The following is an 18,207-nucleotide window of genomic DNA, read 5'->3' as shown; positions in this document are numbered from 1 at the left end:
CGGATTTCGTGTCGCTATCGCGACGCGCTCGACGAGCGCAACCGCAGCTGAGGCACAGCCGGCCCGAACTTCGGCGTCTGCTCGCCACGGATCTCGGCGAGCAGGATCTCCACCGCGCGGCGGCCCAGCGTCGGGAAGTCCTGGTGCACGGTCGTCAGCGGCGGCCAGACATGTGCCGCGATGGGAATGTCGTCGAAGCCGACCACGCTGACCTCGCGGGGCACATCGATCCCCGCATCCCGGAATCCGTGCATCAGCCCGATCGCCATGAGGTCGTTCGCGGCGAAGACCGCCGTGAAGTCGCGCCGCCTGGCGAGCTCCTGCCCCGCGAAGTAGCCGAAGTCGGCCGTCCAGTCGCCGCGGATGGGCGGGAACGTCGGAAGGTCGGCCTCACGCAGCGCATCGAGATATCCGCGCATGCGCGATTCCGCCTCGATCCAGTCCTGCGGGCCCGCCAGATGCAGGATGTCGGTGTGGCCGACCTCGATCAGGTGCTCCGTGACCGCGCGCGCACCGGCCACCTGGTCGGCCGAGAGCGTGTAGCCGTCGGACCCCGACGCGGTCTGCAGGCTCACCAGCGGCACCCCGACGGCCATGCCGCGCAGGACGTTGAACACCCGCACCTGCGGAGCGAGCGCGACGATGCCGCTGACCTGCTCGCGCCCGAGCTGGCGGATCGCGTCGCCGATGGCCTCCGGGGTCGTCTCCGGGAGGTTGACGGTGGTGACCGAGTAGCCTTCGACCCTCGCGGCATCCTCGATGCTCGCGATCGACGATGTGGGTCCGAACTCGCCGATCGTGGCCGACAGCACACCGATCGTGTGCGTCCTGCTCGTCACGAGCGCTCTGGCCGCGAGGTTCGGCTTGTAGTCGAGAACCGCGATCGCGTCCTCCACGCGCTTGCGCGTCTCGGGGCGGATGCTCGGATGATCGTTGAGCACCCGGGAGACGGTCTGGTGCGAGACTCCGGCCAGACGCGCGACATCGCGGATGCTGGGGACGCGTGCACGCTCGCGGGAGGCCGCCATGGCATCGCCTCCCTTGCGTGTGCACGGTCACATTCTCAACCCATTATGTCCCGAGCGCACAACGAGCGCACATGTCGGCGCACTCCGGTTGTCCGTTCGCCACGATTCGCGGCACGACGCGCCGGTGTGCGTCAAGACATGATGCGCGCCCCGGGCACAGGACCGTGCACGTGCAGCGCCGAGCGCCCAGCGTCCTGCAACTGGGTCTGGACGTACTGCGCGCTCTCCGGGTTCTCGCAGAGGAACGCGATCGTGGGTCCGGAACCCGAGACGATGCCGCTGAGCGCCCCTGCACGCAGCCCTTCGCTGATGATGTCATCCAGGGCCGGGCACTGGAGGAGCGCCGAGACCTCGAGATCGTTGAACATCGACGCCGCCAGCGAATGGGGGTCCCCCGAGCGCAGCGCCTGCAGCACGGGGATGGGAACATCCAGCGAAAGCGGCGGATCATCCGCGAGGGCGCCGCTCTCGGCGCGGTGGGAGTCGAGGCGCGCGTATACCTCCGGTGTGGACAGACCGTGCTCGCTCGTGACGAGAACCCAGTCGAACCGCCCTCGTGCGAGAGCGGGATTGAGATGGTCGCCGCGACCCGTCCCGACGGCCGTCCCCCCGTGCAGCGCGAACGGCACGTCGGCGCCGAGGCGGGCGGCGAGTTCATGCAGCCGCTGCGTGGACAGCCCGGTGCCCCACAGCGCGTCGCACGCGACGAGAGCGGCGGCGGCATCCGCCGACCCACCGCCCATGCCTCCTGCGACGGGCACGCTCTTGCGCAGCTCCAGGTGCACGCCGCCAGCGAACCCCGTCGCGCCAGCGAGCAGCTTCGCGGCGCGCATCGCGAGGTTCCGATCGTCGACGGGCACATCGCTCGGCCCGCCGTCACCGGCACCGCTCGACCCCGCGATGCTCAGGCTGAAGTCGTCTGCGGCCGTGGCGATCACGTCCTCGTACAGCGACACGGCCTGGAACACCGTCGCCAGGGCGTGGTAGCCGTCCTCGTGCCGCCCACCGACGCCGAGGTAGACGTTGATCTTCCCCGGGGCCCGTACGTGGACGGAAGCGGGAGACTGGGCGATGCTCATGATCCGCTCACAGCGACGAGGACACGGCCCACAGGTTGACGTCGATGCTGCCGGCGAGGGCATCGATGCGCTCGAGCTGCTCGACGCTGAACGCCGGGCCACCGACCGCCGCGATGTTCTCATCGAGCTGCGCCCGGCGCGATGCGCCGATCAGCGCGGAGGCGACCACGGGGTCGCGCAGCGTCCACTGCAGAGCCATCTGCGCGAGGGTCTGATCGCGCTCCTGTGCGATCTCGTTCAGCGAGCGCAGCACCCCGAGTGCCTCGTCGGAGAGCCTGCCGTCGGGCAGGGATCCGCGCTTCTGCGCGCGCTGCGCGGTGCCGTCGCCGAGGTACTTGTCGGTCAGCAGGCCCTGCGCGAGCGGGGTGAAGGCGATGGCGCCGAGCCCTTCGGAGCGCAGCGTGTCGGTGAGCTCCGGCTCGATCCACCGATTGAGGATCGAGTACGAGGGCTGGTGGATCACGAGCGGCGTGCCAAGGTCGCGGGCGACCGCGAGAGCCTGGGCCGTGCGCTCCGCGCTGTACGAGGAGATGCCGACGTAGAGCGCTTTGCCCTGCCGGACCAGGGTGTCCAACGCGCCGATCGTCTCCTCGATCGGGGTGACCGGGTCGACCCGGTGCGAATAGAAGATGTCGACGTAGTCGAGGTTCATGCTCGCGAGCGACCGCTCGGCGCTGGCCAGGATGTACTTGCGGCTGCCGAGGTCGCCGTACGGCCCCGGCCACATGTCCCACCCGGCCTTCGACGAGATGATCAGCTCGTCGCGGTAGGGGCGGAGGTCTTCGCTGTAGATCCGGCCGAAGTTCTTCTCGGCCGAACCGTGCGGGGGGCCGTAGTTGTTCGCCAGGTCGAAGTGGGTGATGCCGCGATCGAACGCGTGGCGGAGAAGCGCGCGCTGGTTGTCGAGGGGGATGTTATCGCCGAAGTTCCACCACAGGCCGAGTGAGACCGGCGGCAGGAAGAGCCCCGACGAGCCCACCTGGCGGTACTCGAACTGCTCATAGCGCGCGGCGTCCGCCGCATAGGGACGATGGATGTCTGGCACGTCGGAGCGGTAGCGCGGCGAATCGGTCACGCAACCAGGTTAGTCCCGAAGCGTCAGCCCTGAAGCGCGAGGGCGATCCGCACGAAGTCCGAGATCGTCAACTGCTCGCCTCGCGCGGTCGGTGCGACCCCGGCCCGCTCGAGAACCGCCGACGCTTCGGCGGCCGATCCGCCGAGAACCGTCGCGAGAGCCTGCCTGAGCATCTTGCGCCGCTGCTGGAAAGCGGCATCCACGATCTGGAACGTCGCTTGACGCAGCGCTTCGTCGCCGCGGGGCTGGTCATCGCGCTCGAAGGCCACCAGCACGCTGTCGACGTTCGGGACCGGCCAGAACACCTGTCGGGAGACGAGGCCGGCGAGCCGCCACGATCCGTACCAGGCGGCCTTGACGCTCGGCGCGCCGTACACCTTGCTGCCAGGAGGCGCTGCCAGCCGCTCCCCCACCTCGGCCTGCACCATGACGACGCCCCGGCGGATGCTGTCGAAGGACTCCATGAAGTGCAGGAGGACCGGCACCGAGACGTTGTACGGCAGGTTGGCGACGAGGACGGTCGGGTTGCCCGGGAGCTCGGTAACCCGAAGCGCGTCGGCATCGATCACGGTGAGTGCGTCGTCGGGGACGCCGTGGTCGGCCGCGGTCCGCGGCAGGCGCGCGGCGAGGCGGTGGTCGATCTCGACGGCCGTGACGGATGCTCCGGTCTCGAGGATCGCCAGCGTCAGCGACCCCAGGCCCGGACCGACCTCCACCACGCGTTCCCCCGCCTGCACGCCGCCGACATGCACGATCTTGCGCACGGTGTTGGCGTCGACGACGAAGTTCTGGCCGAGCTTCTTGGTGGGGGTGACGTCGAGCTCGGCGGCGAGGCGGCGGATCTCGGTCGCGCCGAGCAGTGTCACGGTCATCCTGCCATTGTCTCAGTCGGTGAACGAACCGTAGACGCGCACCGTGTTCTCGGCGATCTGCGCCGCCAGCTCTTCGACGGGCAGGTCGAGTTCGGCGGCCATGAACCGCAGCGTGATCGGAACGAGGTACGGCGCGTTCGGGCGGCCGCGCAGCGGCGTCGGGGTCAGGAACGGGGCATCCGTCTCGACGAGGATGCGATCGAGCGGGGTGACCTTCAGCGCATCGCGCAGGTTCTGCGCATTCTTGAATGTCACGTTGCCCGCGAAGGACAGGTGATAGCCGGCATCCGCGCAGGTGCGCGCCATGACGTCGCCGCCCGAGAAGCAGTGGAATACCGTGCGCTCCGGGGCGCCGACGCGCGCGAGCGTCTCGAGAACCTCGTCATGCGCGTCCCGGTCGTGGATCTGCATTGCGATGCCGTGCTTCCTGGCCAGCGCGATGTGCGCCTCGAAGGATTCGAACTGCGCGTCCCGGCCCTCCGGGCCGGTGCGGAAGAAGTCCAGGCCCGTCTCGCCGATCGCCCGCACCCGCGGGTGCGCGGCGAGCTCGTCGATCACCGCGATGGCCTCATCGAGCCGCCCCGCTTCTGCGTAGACCGGAGCATCGTTCGGGTGGATCGCCACGGCTGCGAGGACGCGGGGGTCGGCGGATGCGGCATCCACCGCCCAGCGGGACGACTCGACGTCGCCGGAGGCCTGCACGACGCCGAGGATGCCGACGGCCTCTGCCCGGTCGAGCTGCTCGGCGAGCGTGAGCGGGTCGTCGCCGTCCGCGATCTCGAGGTGGGCGTGGTTGTCGTAGACGGGCACCGTGAGAGGTTCGGGAGCGGGCGGGTACCGGAGGTCCTTGCGGCCCCCGGTCGCCCGCTCACGAACGTATTGGCTCGGGTTGTCCGTCAAGCCGGCTGCTCCACGCGGGGGAAGAGGGGTGCGAGGTTCTGCACCTTCGTGCCCGGTCGCAGCGCCCCCCAGGCGCCGGCCTCGCGGAGCGGCTGCTCCTGCAGAGCGCCGAGCGTCTCGGCGGCGCCGAGTGCCGACCACAGCTTCTGCGTCGACTGCGGCATGACCGGCGAGAGCAGCGCGGCGAGCGCCCGCAGGCCCTCGGCGCACGTGTACAGCACGGTGCCGAGGCGTCCGCGCTGAGCCTCGTCGCGGGCGAGTGCCCACGGCTCGTTGTCGGTGATGTAGCCGTTGAGTTCGTCGACGATGGTCCAGATCGAGCGGATCGCCTCGTCGATGCGGAACTGCTCGATCGCGGCATCTGCAGCCCGCGCGGCATCCGCCACGATCTTCTGGATCGCGAGGTCCTGCTCGGCGTACTCGGCGGGCTCGGGGACCGTGCCGTCGAAGTACTTCTCGATCATCGCGATCGTGCGCGAGGCGAGGTTGCCGAAGCCGTTGGCGAGCTCGGCCTGGTAGCGGGCGGAGAGGTCCTCCCACGAGAACGATCCGTCCTGTCCGAACGCGATCGCCGAGAGGAAGTAGAACCGGTACGCATCCGACCCGAAGACATCGGTGATCTCGGTCGGCGCGATGCCGGTGAGCTTCGACTTCGACATCTTCTCGCCGCCGACGAGCAGCCAGCCGTGCGCGAAGACGCCCTTGGGTACGTCGACGCCCGCCGCCATGAGCAGCGCGGGCCAGATAACGGCGTGGAAGCGCAGGATGTCCTTGCCGACCACGTGGTAGGCGGGCCAGCGGCGGGCGAAGGTCTCCTCGTCGGAGCCGTAACCGACGGCGGTGGCGTAATTGAGGAGCGCGTCGACCCACACGTAGATGACGTGCGACTCGTCCCAGGGCAGCGGGATGCCCCAGTCGAAGGTCGAACGCGAGATGGACAGATCCTTCAGACCCTGGCTGACGAACGAGACGACCTCGTTGCGGGCCGAGTGCGGGCGCACGAAGTCGGGTTCTGACTTGTAGAGCTCGAGAAGGCGGTCCTGGAACTCGCTGAGCTTGAAGAAGTAGTTCTTCTCCTGCAGGAGCTCGAGCGGCTTGGAGTGGATCGCACAGACCTTGAGCCCCTCGAACGGCCCGGTGCCATCGACGATCTCGGACTCGGGCTTGAACTCCTCGCAGCCGACGCAGTACAGCGCCTCGTATTCGCCGGCGTAGATGTAGCCCGCGTCGTAGAGCCGCTGGAAGAACACCTGCACGTTCTTCTCGTGCCGTTCCTGCGTAGTGCGGATGAAGTCGTCATTCGCGACGTCGAGCGTCTTCAGCAGCGGGAACCAGCTCTCGGACACGAGCTTGTCGACCCACTGCTGCGGGGTGACGCCGTTCGCTGCGGCGGCACGGAGCATCTTCTGGCCGTGCTCGTCGGTGCCCGTCAGCATCCAGGTGTCATCACCCGACTGGCGGTGCCAGCGCGCGAGCGTGTCGACCGCCACCGACGTGTACCCGTGGCCGATGTGCGGCACATCGGACGGGTAGTAGATGGGCGTGGTGATGTAAAACGATTCGCCTGTGGGCATGCGGTCAATTCTAGGCGGGATGCGCGGGTCGGCCATTCCTGTGTCGTGGAAGGTCGATGCTCCGCTCCCCCAGACGCCCGAGCTGCACGCGGGAGGTCGCACCGGTCTTGTCGTACAGAGCGCCGACGTGCGTTTTGACCGTGGTGATGCCGATGCCGAGACGGTCGGCGATCTGCTGGTTGGTCAGTCCCTCGGCGAGGAGGCCGAGCACGTCGGCCTCGCGTCCCGTGAGCTCGGGCAGGGGCGTGGCGGGCCGGGTGTCCTGGCGCTCATTCAGTTGCGCGATGAGGCTGCCGGCGACTGCCGGGTCGATGACATGTCGATCGGCGGCGACGTGGTGCACAGCCTGGATCAGCTCCGGCCCACGGGTGGTCTTGAGGAGATATCCGTGCGCCCCGGCCGCCAGCGCTGCGGCGATGAGGTCGTCGGAGTCGAACGTCGTGAGCACGAGGACGCGCGTGGCAGTCTGCGCGGTGATCCGCTCGGTCGCCCAGATGCCGTCGGTATCGGGCATGCGGAGATCGACCAGAGCGACGTCCGGCTGTGTGCGCAGGCACAGGGCGACGGCGTCGAAGCCGTTCTCCGCCTCTCCTGCGATCTCGATCGAGGGATCCACCCGCAGGATGGCGCCCACGCCGCTGCGGACCGCCTCGTGGTCGTCGACGATCATGACGCGGATGCGGTCAGACAAGATGTTCCTTCCGGATGGTGATCGTCGCGTGCCATGGCCCGTCGCTCGTCGCGGCTGATTCGAGGTGCCCGTCGATGCCGTTCAACAGCAGCGCGGCCCCGGTGATGCCGATGCCGCTTCCTGCGCGGGCGGACGGGGTGACCCGGTCCGGGGCCAGGATCCGGTTGGTCACCTGTACCCGCACTCCACCAGAGTCGTCCGCCTTGGTCGTGAGGATGACGTCGCCCTCACCGTGCTTGACGGCGTTGATGACCAGCTCCCGCAGCACCCGCATCACGATGCCGGCTGCTCGGGGAGCGCGGTCGAGGATCTCGTGGACGCCGGCCCCGCGTCGCACGAGAGCGCGGCCGACGGGAACAAGCGTGTCCAGTTGACCATCGCCCGGGACCGTCGCCGTATCCGGGCTCAAATCGTCGACGGTCGTGAGCACGGCGATGAGCCGCCGCAGCTGACTGTGCGCCTCGTCGGTGCCGAGGGCGGCCTGTGCGAGGCTCTCATCGATCTCGTCGGACGGCTCGGACATCTGCGCAATGCGCAGCCGGGCGGCTTCTATGTTCAGACCGGCCACGGCGATCTGGTTGGCGACGAGGTCATGCAGGTCGTGGGCGATCTCCTGCCGCAGCCGTTGCGTGGCCTGCCGGTGGTCATCGGTCATGGCCGCTCGGGTGCGCTGCCGCTCGCTGCGCACGTTCCATCCCCACAGCGCCGCGATGAGCACGATGAGAGCGAGTTGCATGGCGAGCGTCACCGCCCCCGCGTCGACCGACGGCCAGAGCAGCAGCGCCAGCGTCGTGATGGCGCACGAGGCGATGATGGCCGCCAGGACGACGCGGACTCCGCGATCTCCGCCGTAGCGGAACGCGCAATAGACGAAGTCGGCGAACAGCAGGACCACGCCCAGGCTGCTGCCGATGATCAGGTCGGCGGCGAGCAGCGGGACGCCCACACCGAGGACGAGGAACGGGTGCGTGGAGCGCGCTGTCGCCAGCGCCGACATCAGGATCAGCAGCACGAGGAACGCGGTCTCGGCGCTCCACAGTCCGCTCGACGGCATCGCGGTAGCCGGCCCCCAGATGCCGTAGACGCCGAAGTGCAGCAGCAGGATCCCGAACAGCAGGTACGCGACGGCGGCCAGAGCATCCCGGCTGCGCGGGTGGGTGTTCAGGCCCTCCACCACCGCCCTGAGCCGAGACCACGCCATGCCCTCATCCTGCCCGAATCGCTCTTGAGCCGCCTCCTGCGATCGGAGGAGGCGACGGCGCCGATCGCAGGATCCGCGTGGCCCCGAACCGTTCCACTGTGAGAAGCATGAACATCGTCATCGCCATCCTCGCGTGCGAAATCGGCTTCTGGGTCGTCCTGTTCGGCGGCCTCGCCGCCCGGTATCTGCTGCGCCTGAAGCGGCTTTCCTCGGTGCTGCTGCTGTGCGTGCCGCTCCTGGACGTCGCGCTGCTCATCCTGATCGCGTGGGATCTGGGCGTCGCGGGAGCGACCGCCGACTTCACCCACGGCCTGGGCGCCGTGTACCTCGGCTTCACCGTCGCGTTCGGGCACACGGTCATCGCCCGGGTCGACGCCTGGTTCGCGCACCGGTTCGCCGGAGGTCCGGAACCGATCAAGGTGCCGCAGGACGGCCCGGCGCGGCTGGCGCACGAGTGGAAGGACTGGGGACGGATGGTGCTCTGTGCGGTCATCGCCTCGCTGGTGCTCGGCGGGATCACGTGGTTCGTCGGCGATCCGGCACGCACTGCGGAACTGGTCAGCTGGATCTGGCGGGTGTGGCTGGTCACCGGCATCTGGTTCGTGGGATGGCCGGTGTGGGAGACGGTGAAGCAGGTGGCGCGCGGCCCCATGGCGAGCGAGCGAGCCCGTCAGTGACGAGTCGCGATCAGTGCGCCGTGGGGGCGGATGCTGACTTCATCGGGTGCGCGTTCGCGGCGCTCCTGGTGCGACACCGTGAAACCGGCGCACGCGAGAAGGTCGGAGAGCGCTTCCACTGACCAGAAGTAGGCCTCGGTCACCGCGTGCGCGAACGGCTGGCGCGGCGGCCCGTCGAAGAAACCGATGAGGAGGGAGCCGCCGGGAGCGACCGCGCGTGCGAACTCCTCGAGCACAGCGGGGAGTTCGACGGGCGGTGTGTGGATCAGCGAGTACCAGGCGAGGATGCCGCCGAGCGATGCGTCTGCGACTGGAAGCGCATAAAAGGAGCCCTGCTCGAGGCGCAGGTGCGGATGGCGGCTGCGCGCGGCGGCGAGAAGCTCTTCCGAGATGTCGAGGCCGATGACATCCCGGTTCTCACCGTCGAGGAAATCGGTCCACAGTCCCGGGCCGCAGCCCGCGTCCAGCAGCCGACCAGGCGTGGCATCCCGCCACTGTGCGATCAGAGATCGGTCTGCGGCATTCATCTGCTCGACGTCGCCGGCGAGTTCGGCGTACTCCGCGGCGCGTGCGTTGTAGGCCGCGCCGATCGACGCCGGCGTCATCGCTTCCGTGACGCGAGAGCCTGCTGGTAGAGGTCGCGGGAGCTGAGGCCGGTGGCGGCGGCGACCTCGGCGCACGCATCCTTCAGCCGCACGCCGCCCTCGACGAGCGCCTGCACCTGGACGCCGGCATCCTCTGCGGATGCGACGACGGGCGTCGCCCCCTCGACGACGACGACGATCTCGCCCTTCACGCCGCCCTCTGCCCACGAGGCCAGCTCGGATGCCGTGCCGCGCCGCACCTCTTCGTACATCTTGGTGAGTTCGCGGCACACCGCGATGCGGCGGTCGTCGCCGAAGACCGCCCCCATGTCGGCGAGAGACGAGGCCAGACGCGACGGCGACTCGAAGAAGATCATCGTGCGGGACTCGGCGGCGAGCGCCTGCAGCTCGCGCCGCCGATCCCCCGGCTTGCGCGGCAGGAATCCCTCGAACGTGAAACGGTCGGTGGGCATCCCCGAGATCGCGAGGGCCATGATGACGGCGCTCGGCCCGGGGATCGCCGTCACGGTCACGCCCTGCGCGACGGCTTCGGCGACCAGCCCGTACCCCGGGTCGCTGACCGCCGGCATCCCCGCATCGCTGACGACGACGACGTCCTCGTCGGTGGCGAGCGCGACGATCTCCGCGGCCTTGTGCTTCTCGTTGTGGTCGTGCAGCGCGATCAGCCGCGGCCGGTTCGCGATGTGCAGCGCCTTCAGCAGATGGGCCGTCGTCCTGGTGTCCTCGGCAGCGACGACGGTCGCGTTCTCGAGCACTTCGATCAGGCGTCGGGAGGCATCGCCGAGGTTGCCGATCGGAGTCGCCGCGAGGATGATCACCCGTTCAGCTTAGGCTGGTCGCGTGTCCGCACCCGTGCCTCTGCTCCCGCCTCCAGCCGAGCGCCTGACGGCGTGGGGGCGCCTGCGCGATCGCGTTCTCGTCGATCCGGACTGGAGTCGCATGATCCGGTGGCTCGCGCCGCTCGTGATCACGGCGCTCGCGGCCGTGCTGCGCCTCGCGAACCTGGCCCACCCGCACACCCTCGCCTTCGACGAGACCTACTACGTCAAGGACGCCTGGTCACTGTGGACGCTCGGCTACGAGGGCACCTGGGGCGACGGCGCGAACGAGCAGTTCCTGACCGGCGACACGACCGCCCTGACCGAGACCGGCAGCTTCGTCGTGCATCCGCCGCTCGGCAAATGGATCATCGCCCTCGGCATGGGCCTCTTCGGTGCCGGCAACAGCGCTGCGTGGCGAGTGATGGTCGCGCTGGTCGGCACGGCCACCGTGCTGCTGGTCTACCTCGTAGCCAAGGAGCTCACCCGTTCCGTCGTCGCGGCGAGCGTCGCCGGGCTCCTGCTCGCCATCGATGGGCTGAGCATCGTGATGAGCCGGATCGGGCTGCTCGACGGCATCCTGACCTTCTTCATCCTGCTGGGGCTCCTCTTCGTGCTGCTGGATCGGCGGCGGAGCATCCCACTCGTGGAGAACTCCGAGAGCGCGCTCTGGGGCCCCGTGATCTGGCGGCGTCCCTGGCTCATCGCCGCCGGTGTCGCCCTCGGCGCCGCGACCGCCGTCAAGTGGTCGGGACTGTATGCACTGGCCGGCTTCGGGATCTACCTCGTCGTCACGGATGCGCTCGCGCGCCGCCGCGCCGGGATCGCCTTCTGGCCGATGGATGCCGCGGCCCGCCAGGGCCCCGTGACGTTCTTGCTGCTGGTACCCGCCGCCGCGCTCACGTATCTCGCATCATGGACGGGATGGCTGCTGACGGCCGGCGGCTACGACCGGCAGTCCGATGCGAACCCGTTCACCGCGCTGTGGAAATACCACGAGGCGATCTACGCGTTTCACGTGGGCCTCAACTCGGGGCATCCGTACGCCAGCCCGGCGTGGCAGTGGCCCTTCCTGATCCGTCCGACGGCGGTGTGGACCGGCGACGACCAGAGCTGCGGCACCGACCACTGCATCTCGGTGATCTCCACGGTGCCGAATCCACTGATCTGGTACGCCGGAGTCGCCGCCGCGGCCTATCTGCTCTACCGGTTCGTGCGCGGCCTCATCGAACGCCGGCCGATGCCGTGGACCTACGGCGTGCCGCTCGTCGGCCTCGCCATCACGTATGTTCCGTGGCTCCTGTACCCGGAGCGGACGATCTTCCAGTTCTACACGGTGGTGATGATGCCGTTCCTGGTCCTGGCCCTGACACTCGCCCTCCGGGACATGGGCGGCCGCCGTGAGGATCCACTGCATCGTCGGCAGGCCGGCGAGCGCACGGTGATGGTGTTCCTCGTCGTGGTCGTGCTGGTGTCGGCGTTCTACTACCCGGTGTGGACGGGCATGAGCGTGCCGTATGAGTTCTGGCTCGTGCACAACTGGCTGCCGACGTGGGTGTGATCGCGACATGGTGACGACGATTCGCGCGGTGCTCTTCGATCTCGACGGCGTGATGCGGCACTTCGCCGACGACCACATCGCCGCCGTCGAGGCCCGCCACGGGCTCGATCCGGGAGCCATCGCGCGCTTCGCCTTCGCCGACGATGTGCTGACCCCGGTCGTCACCGGCGCCATCGCCCGCACCACGTGGGTCCACCAGATCGGCCGGCACGTCGGCAATGAGCAGGCGGCAGCGGAGTGGGCCCGGACCCCGAGCATCGTCGACGACGAGATGGTCCGCCTCGTCGACGCCGTGCGCGCCGCCGGGCACCGCACGGCGATCCTCACGAACGGCACCGACACCGTAAAGTCCGAGATCGACGCGCTCGGGCTGACCCCGCACTTCGATCGCATCTTCAACTCGGCCGAGATCGGCTACGCCAAGCCGGACCCGCGGGCGTTCCAGCATGTGCTCGACGCGCTCGAGCTCTCAGCGGGGGATGTCTTCTTCACCGACGACTCCCCGAGCAAGCTCACGGGTGCCGAGCGGCTCGGGATGCCGACGCACCACTTCTGCGGGGCATCCGGCCTGCGGGACGCCCTGCGCTCGCGCGGCGTGCGCATCTGACGGCGTGCGCATCTGACGGGGTGCGCATCTGACGGGGTGCCGGCGTCAGACGGGATGCCGGCGTCAGACGAGGGCATCCACCGTGCGCGTCGCCGCGTAGCCCACCAGCGGCAGGGCGCGATCCGCGGCGAGCGCGATGCGCGCCTCAAGCACATCGGAGGCGACCCGATAGCCGTCGAAATCCGTGTTGCTGGCGTAGACGCCCAGGGGCAGCGTGAGCGCCTGGAAGAACGCGAACAGCGGCCGCAGCTGGTGCTCGATCATCAGCGCGTGCCGCTCTCCGCCTCCCGTCGCGGCAAGAAGCACCGGCTTGCCGACGAGCTCGTACTGGCCGATGAAGTCGAACAGGTGCTTGAACAGTCCGGTGAACGAGGCGCGGTACACCGGGCTTCCGACGATCAGCAGATCGGCCTGCTCGATCGCGACGAGCTGCTCCTCGATGTGGGCAGGCAGCTGGTCGCGCCGCAGGGCTCCGGCCAGCGAGGGCCCGATCTCGGTGAGCTCGATCAGCTGGATCTCGGCGTCTGCGCGCTCGGCGACGGCATCCGTGATCGCGCGCAGCAACGCGGTCGTCTTGCTGGGCTCGTGGAGCGAGCCGGAGACGGCGACGATGCGGTAGGGAGCTGTCATAGAGGCGACGTTAGCGACGACGACGCCCTGTGGCACGCGGAGCGACACAGGGCGTCATCGTTCGACACAGGTCGTCTCAGTTGAACTCGTTCGGGTGGGTTCCGACGCGGCCCGAGCCGTCCAGCGGGTCGAGGGCGTCGATCGCCGCGATCTCGCTGTCCGTCAGGGTGAAGTCGAACACGTCGAGGTTCTCGCGCAGACGCTCGATCCGCACCGACTTCGGGAAGACGATGTTTCCCTTCTGCAGGTGCCAGCCGAGCACGATCTGCGCCGGGGTCTTCTCGTGCGCCGCTGCGGCATCGGCGACGGCGGGTGTGCCGAACAGGTCGTACTTGCCCTGGCCGAGCGGGCCCCACGCCTCGATGCGCACGCCGTGATCGGCGGCCCACGCGGTGACCTCGCGCTGCTGGTACGCCGGGTGCAACTCGATCTGATCCACAGCCGGGGTGACACCGGTCTCCTTCACGACGCGCTCGAGGTGCTCCACGAGGAAGTTCGAGACGCCGATGCTTCGGGTCAGACCCTGTTCGCGCAGCTCGATGAGCTTCGCGAACGCGTGGACGTAGTTGTCCTTGGCCGGGGTCGGCCAGTGCACGAGGTAGAGGTCGACGTGCTCGAGGCCGAGCTTCTCGAGGCTCTCGGCGATCGCGGCGTTCGGCTCGTCGCCGTCGTGGCGGTCGTTCCACAGCTTCGTCGTGATGAACAGCTCGTCCCGGGCGATGCCGCTCTTCGCGATCGCGGCACCCACACCTTCCTCGTTGCCGTAGATCGCGGCGGTGTCGATGTGGCGATAGCCGACCTCGAGTGCCTCGGAGACCGTGCGCTCCGTGTCGGCCGGGTCGACCTTGAACACCCCGTAGCCGAGCTGCGGGATCGTGTGACCGTCGTTCAGAGTGATGAGGGGAATCGTCATGCCGTCCAGCCTACGACCTGTGATGACAGGCTCGGCCGTCATACGATGGAGGGCTATGTCATCTCCCGTCATCTCCTATCCCCCGGAGCTGCCCGTCAGTGCCGCCCGGGAGGAGATCGCCGCCGCCATCCGCGACAACCAGGTCGTCGTCGTCGCCGGCGCCACCGGGTCGGGCAAGACGACGCAGCTGCCGAAGATCTGTCTCGAGCTCGGACGCGAGAGCATCGCGCACACGCAGCCGCGGCGCCTTGCCGCACGAACGATCGCCGAGCGCGTCGCCGAAGAGCTTCAGGTGGAGCTCGGCGGCCTGGTCGGGTACAAGGTCCGTTTCACCGACCAGGTCTCGGCCGACACGAAGATCGCGCTGATGACCGACGGCATCCTGCTGAACGAGATCCATCGCGACCGGCTCCTGCGCCGCTACGACACGATCATCATCGACGAGGCGCACGAGCGGTCCCTCAACGTCGACTTCCTGCTCGGATACCTCACCCGGATCCTTCCCGAGCGCCCCGACCTCAAGGTCATCATCACCTCGGCCACGATCGACCCCGAGAGCTTCGCGAAGCACTTCGCCGGCGCCGATCAGGTGCCGGCACCCGTGATCGAGGTCTCCGGCCGCACCTACCCGGTCGAGATCCGGTACCGGGGCCCCGATGAGGATGCCGAGGAGGACGAGGTCTCCGCCATCGTCGCAGCTCTCCGCGAACTCGACCGCGAGGCACCGGGCGACGTGCTCGTCTTCCTGCCCGGCGAGGCCGAGATCCGGGATGCCGCGGATGCCGTCCGCGCCGCGTACACCTCGACGAAGGCTCCTGTCGAGGTCCTGCCGCTGTACGGAAGGCTCTCCGCCGCCGAGCAGCACCGCGTGTTCGAGCCGAGTCGCGTCGCGGGCGTCCGTCGCCGCGTCATCCTCGCCACCAACGTGGCCGAGACGAGCCTCACGGTCCCCGGCATCAAGTACGTCATCGACACCGGAACCGCGCGCATCTCGCGGTACAGCAACCGCTCCAAGGTGCAGCGGCTGCCGATCGAGGCGATCTCGCAGGCGTCGGCGAACCAGCGCTCCGGCCGCGCGGGCCGCACCAGCGACGGCATCGCGATCCGTCTGTACTCCGAGGAGGACTTCGAGAAGCGGCCCGAGTTCACCGAGCCCGAGATTCTGCGCACCTCGCTCGCGTCCGTCGTGCTGCAGATGCTGTCGCTCGGGTTCGGCGACATCACGGCGTTCCCGTTCCTCACGCCTCCCGACTCGCGCGGTGTCAAGGCCGCATTCGACCTGCTCACCGAGCTCGGCGCGGTCGACCCTTCGACGGGCTCAGGGACCGCCCGTCTCACGAAGATCGGCCGCGACATCTCGCGCATGCCGATCGATCCGAGGTTCGCACGGATGCTGCTCGAGGCGCAGCGCGGGGGTGTGTCCGAGGATGTGCTGGCCATCGTCGCGGGCATGTCGATCCAGGACGTCCGCGAGCGCCCGTCGCAGGATGCACCGCAGGCGGTCCGGGATGCCGCCGACCGCATGCACGCCCGCTTCACCGACCCCACGAGCGATTTCCTCGCGATCCTCAACCTCTGGAATCACCTTCGGGAGCAGCAGCGGGAGCTCGGATCCAGCGCGTTCCGCCGCATGTGCCGCTCGGAGCACCTGAACTACGTGCGCGTTCGGGAATGGTTCGACGTGCACCGCCAGCTGCGAAGTCTCGTGAAGAGCCCCCGCCGCGGGTCGTTGAGCGAGCGGAGCGAGACGAAACGGGTGGAGCGAGCGGAGCGAGTCGAAACCGCACCCCAGGGCCACGCCAACGGCGACGCCATCCACCGCGCGCTGCTCTCGGGCCTTCTGTCGCAGATCGGCATCCTCGACGAGCGGAACGCCAAGGGAACGACCAAGGACAAGAGCAAGAAGGAGAAGCGCCGGACGCCTGAATACCGCGGCGCCCGCGGCATCCGCTTCTCGGTCTTCCCCGGCTCCGGCCTGCGCAAGCAGAGCCCGAAGGCCGTCATGGCCGCCGAGATCGTCGAGACTTCGCGCACGTTCGCCCGCACGGTCGCCGCGATCGACCCCGCGTGGGCGGAGACGCTCGCGGGCGATCTCGCCAAGCGCCAGGTGTCCGAACCGCACTGGTCGAAGGATGCCCGGGCCGCGATCGCCTACGAGAAGGTCACCCTGTTCGGGGTCGAGATCATCCCGCGTCGCCGCATCCAGTTCGCGCGGGTCGATCGCGCGGCATCCCGCGAGCTGTTCCTGCGGCACGCCCTGGTCGAGGGCGAATGGGACCCGGGACGCATCGACAAGCGCGTCAGTGCTTTCTGGCACAGCAACCTCGAACTGCGACGCCGTCTCGAGAAGCTCGAGGAGCGCGAGCGCCGCCGCGACATCCTCGTGGGCGACGAGGCGGTCTTCCGCTTCTACGACGAGCGCGTCCCGGCAGACGTGTTCGACGTGCGCTCCTTCGAGGCGTGGTGGCGCGAGGCGCTGCAGACGACTCCGAAGCTGCTCGTCATGCGCGAGAGCGACCTCATCGAGGACGACGACCGCGCGGACAAGGACGAGTTCCCCACGCGCTGGCGGCAGGGCGACCAGGTGCTCGGCCTCGCCTACCGGTTCGAACCGGGCGCTGCGGATGACGGCGTCAGCGTCGTCGTCCCGCTCGCGCTGCTCGCCCAGATCGAGGATCGCGGGTTCGACTGGCAGGTGCCGGGGCTGCGGGCCGAGCTCGTCACCGCACTGCTGCGCGCTCTGCCCAAGACCATCCGCCGCCATGTCGTCCCGGCCGCCGACTGGGCGGAGAAGTTCGGCACCGAGCTGGCAGAACAGGGTCCGGAGGGCCACGACGGCCTGCCGGAGCGTTCGCTGAAGGAGGCACTCGCGCGCCTGATCCAGCCGCTGGCCAATCAGCCCGTCGCAGCCTCGGACTTCGACGACGAACGCGTACCGGGGCATCTGCGCATGAACTTCCGCGCGGTCGACGAGCGCGGCAGGGTCGCCGGTTCTGCCCGGGATCTGGGCGACCTGCAGCGATCCCTGTCGGACCGGGCTAGGGCGAGCGTCGCACGGACGATCGCGAAGCCCCAGAAGCCCGACGTCCGTGATGTCGCCACGGCGACGCGTCCGTCGTCGATCGAGAGGCAGGGTCTCACGGCCTGGACCTTCGACGACCTCCCCGAGGTGCTCGACACGCGCGTCGCCGGCGGCGTGGTGCGCGGGTATCCGGCGATCGTCGACGAGGGCAAGACCGTCGCCGTGCGCGTCGAGGCCACGGCGGATGCCGCCGCGCGCCTCACCCGCGACGGCGTGCTGCGGCTGATCCTGCTGAACGTGCCGTCGCCGGCCTCGTACGTGCAGGATCACCTGACATCGCAGGAGAAGCTCGCCCTGGCGGCGTCCCCGTACCCGAACGTCGCAGCCCTCGTCGAGGACGCCCGCCGCGCAGTCGTGCAGGCGGCCCTTCCCGCAGGTGTCATCCGCACGAAGGCCGCGTTCGAGCAGGCGAGGGATGCGGTCAGCACCGCCCTCGTCGACGACCTGTTCCAGACGGTCTCTCTCATCGCCCGCATACTCACGAAGTCGCGCGACGTGGAGCGCGGCATCAAGGCGCAGAACTCGCTCGCGCTGCTCGGCCCGCTGAACGACATCCGCTCGCAGCTGAACACCCTCCTGCATCCCGGCTTCATCTCGGCGGCCGGCATCGACCGGCTCGCGCACTTCCCCCGCTACCTCGACGGGATGCTCGACCGGCTGAAGACGCTCGCGAACGAGCCGGGCAGGGATCGCGCCCGCATGACCGAGTTCGAGCGCGTCGCGCAGGCGTTCGCGGATGCCGGCGGCACGACCCCGCTGCCCGCCGATGCACCCGCGGCGCTGACCGAGGCGCGCTGGCTGCTCGAGGAGTACCGCATCAGCGTGTTCGCGCAGCGCCTCGGCACCGCGCAGCCGGTGTCGCCCCAGCGCATCGCGAAAGCACTGCGCCCCTGA

General features: G+C 69.1%; 16 protein-coding genes. 4 read left to right on the top strand and 12 right to left on the bottom strand.

Annotated elements, in window-relative coordinates; genetic code table 11:
* Positions 1–14 precede the first annotated feature (14 nt).
* From KEC56_RS11375 to KEC56_RS11340, 8 genes are all read right to left on the bottom strand, one after another.
* Positions 15–1,028: a LacI family DNA-binding transcriptional regulator gene (locus tag KEC56_RS11375; protein ID WP_227531042.1), complete on the bottom strand. Its 1,014-nt coding sequence runs from the start codon at positions 1,026–1,028 to the stop codon at positions 15–17.
* Between the two features lie 131 nt (positions 1,029–1,159).
* Positions 1,160–2,107, bottom strand: a complete 948-nt coding sequence (locus tag KEC56_RS11370; RefSeq protein ID WP_227531041.1) for a 4-(cytidine 5'-diphospho)-2-C-methyl-D-erythritol kinase — start codon at positions 2,105–2,107, stop codon at positions 1,160–1,162.
* A 7-nt stretch (positions 2,108–2,114) separates the two neighbouring features.
* Complete coding sequence (locus KEC56_RS11365; protein ID WP_227531040.1) at positions 2,115–3,182, bottom strand: aldo/keto reductase; 1,068 nt, start codon at positions 3,180–3,182, stop codon at positions 2,115–2,117.
* 23 nt (positions 3,183–3,205) lie between these two features.
* Positions 3,206–4,054 (bottom strand): 16S rRNA (adenine(1518)-N(6)/adenine(1519)-N(6))-dimethyltransferase RsmA, encoded by an 849-nt coding sequence (gene rsmA, locus KEC56_RS11360; protein WP_227531039.1) that lies wholly within the window; start codon positions 4,052–4,054, stop codon positions 3,206–3,208.
* Positions 4,055–4,066: 12 nt separating this feature from the next.
* Complete coding sequence (locus tag KEC56_RS11355; protein WP_227531038.1) at positions 4,067–4,954, bottom strand: TatD family hydrolase; 888 nt, start codon at positions 4,952–4,954, stop codon at positions 4,067–4,069.
* The gene (gene metG, locus KEC56_RS11350; protein WP_227531037.1) at positions 4,951–6,528 is read right to left on the bottom strand and encodes a methionine--tRNA ligase; all 1,578 of its coding nucleotides are present in this window, start codon (positions 6,526–6,528) and stop codon (positions 4,951–4,953) included. The genes KEC56_RS11355 and metG overlap by 4 nt, the downstream gene beginning before the upstream one ends.
* A gap of 10 nt (positions 6,529–6,538) precedes the next feature.
* Positions 6,539–7,219, bottom strand: a complete 681-nt coding sequence (locus KEC56_RS11345) for a response regulator (protein WP_227531036.1) — start codon at positions 7,217–7,219, stop codon at positions 6,539–6,541.
* Positions 7,212–8,420, bottom strand: a complete 1,209-nt coding sequence (locus KEC56_RS11340) for a sensor histidine kinase (protein WP_175985500.1) — start codon at positions 8,418–8,420, stop codon at positions 7,212–7,214. The genes KEC56_RS11345 and KEC56_RS11340 overlap by 8 nt, the downstream gene beginning before the upstream one ends.
* Before the next feature lie 107 nt (positions 8,421–8,527).
* Here KEC56_RS11340 and KEC56_RS11335 point away from each other — a divergent pair, with 107 nt between their 5' ends.
* Positions 8,528–9,097: a hypothetical protein gene (locus KEC56_RS11335; RefSeq protein WP_175985499.1), complete on the top strand. Its 570-nt coding sequence runs from the start codon at positions 8,528–8,530 to the stop codon at positions 9,095–9,097.
* Here KEC56_RS11335 and KEC56_RS11330 read toward each other — a convergent pair.
* Both KEC56_RS11330 and rsmI read right to left on the bottom strand, forming a co-directional pair.
* Positions 9,091–9,702 carry a class I SAM-dependent methyltransferase gene (locus KEC56_RS11330; protein ID WP_227531035.1) on the bottom strand — a complete coding sequence of 204 codons (612 nt, stop codon included), beginning with the start codon at positions 9,700–9,702 and terminating at the stop codon, positions 9,091–9,093. The two genes, KEC56_RS11335 and KEC56_RS11330, sit on opposite strands and share 7 nt — an antisense overlap.
* Positions 9,699–10,520: a 16S rRNA (cytidine(1402)-2'-O)-methyltransferase gene (gene rsmI / locus KEC56_RS11325; protein ID WP_227531034.1), complete on the bottom strand. Its 822-nt coding sequence runs from the start codon at positions 10,518–10,520 to the stop codon at positions 9,699–9,701. The genes KEC56_RS11330 and rsmI overlap by 4 nt, the downstream gene beginning before the upstream one ends.
* Before the next feature lie 22 nt (positions 10,521–10,542).
* Between rsmI and KEC56_RS11320 the strand changes: the two genes are divergently transcribed.
* Positions 10,543–12,081, top strand: coding sequence for a dolichyl-phosphate-mannose--protein mannosyltransferase (locus KEC56_RS11320; RefSeq protein ID WP_227531033.1), 1,539 nt, complete (start codon positions 10,543–10,545; stop codon positions 12,079–12,081).
* A gap of 7 nt (positions 12,082–12,088) precedes the next feature.
* A complete protein-coding gene (locus tag KEC56_RS11315; RefSeq protein WP_227531032.1) occupies positions 12,089–12,688 on the top strand; it encodes an HAD family hydrolase in 600 nt (199 codons plus the stop codon).
* A 63-nt stretch (positions 12,689–12,751) separates the two neighbouring features.
* Here the strand turns inward: KEC56_RS11315 and msuE are convergent, their stop codons facing one another.
* Positions 12,752–13,318 carry an FMN reductase gene (msuE, locus tag KEC56_RS11310; protein ID WP_227531031.1) on the bottom strand — a complete coding sequence of 189 codons (567 nt, stop codon included), beginning with the start codon at positions 13,316–13,318 and terminating at the stop codon, positions 12,752–12,754.
* A 76-nt stretch (positions 13,319–13,394) separates the two neighbouring features.
* Positions 13,395–14,231, bottom strand: coding sequence for an aldo/keto reductase (locus tag KEC56_RS11305; RefSeq protein WP_227531030.1), 837 nt, complete (start codon positions 14,229–14,231; stop codon positions 13,395–13,397).
* Between the two features lie 55 nt (positions 14,232–14,286).
* On the opposite strand from KEC56_RS11305, the gene hrpA reads away from it, so the two are divergent.
* Complete coding sequence (hrpA, locus tag KEC56_RS11300) at positions 14,287–18,207, top strand: ATP-dependent RNA helicase HrpA (protein ID WP_372456276.1); 3,921 nt, start codon at positions 14,287–14,289, stop codon at positions 18,205–18,207.

Origin of the sequence: Microbacterium tenebrionis, from assembly GCF_020682665.1 — a bacterium.
GTDB lineage: Bacteria > Actinomycetota > Actinomycetes > Actinomycetales > Microbacteriaceae > Microbacterium > Microbacterium tenebrionis.
Note: the sequence above shows the minus strand (reverse complement) of the source record. Positions and strands in the feature narration are given on the sequence as shown.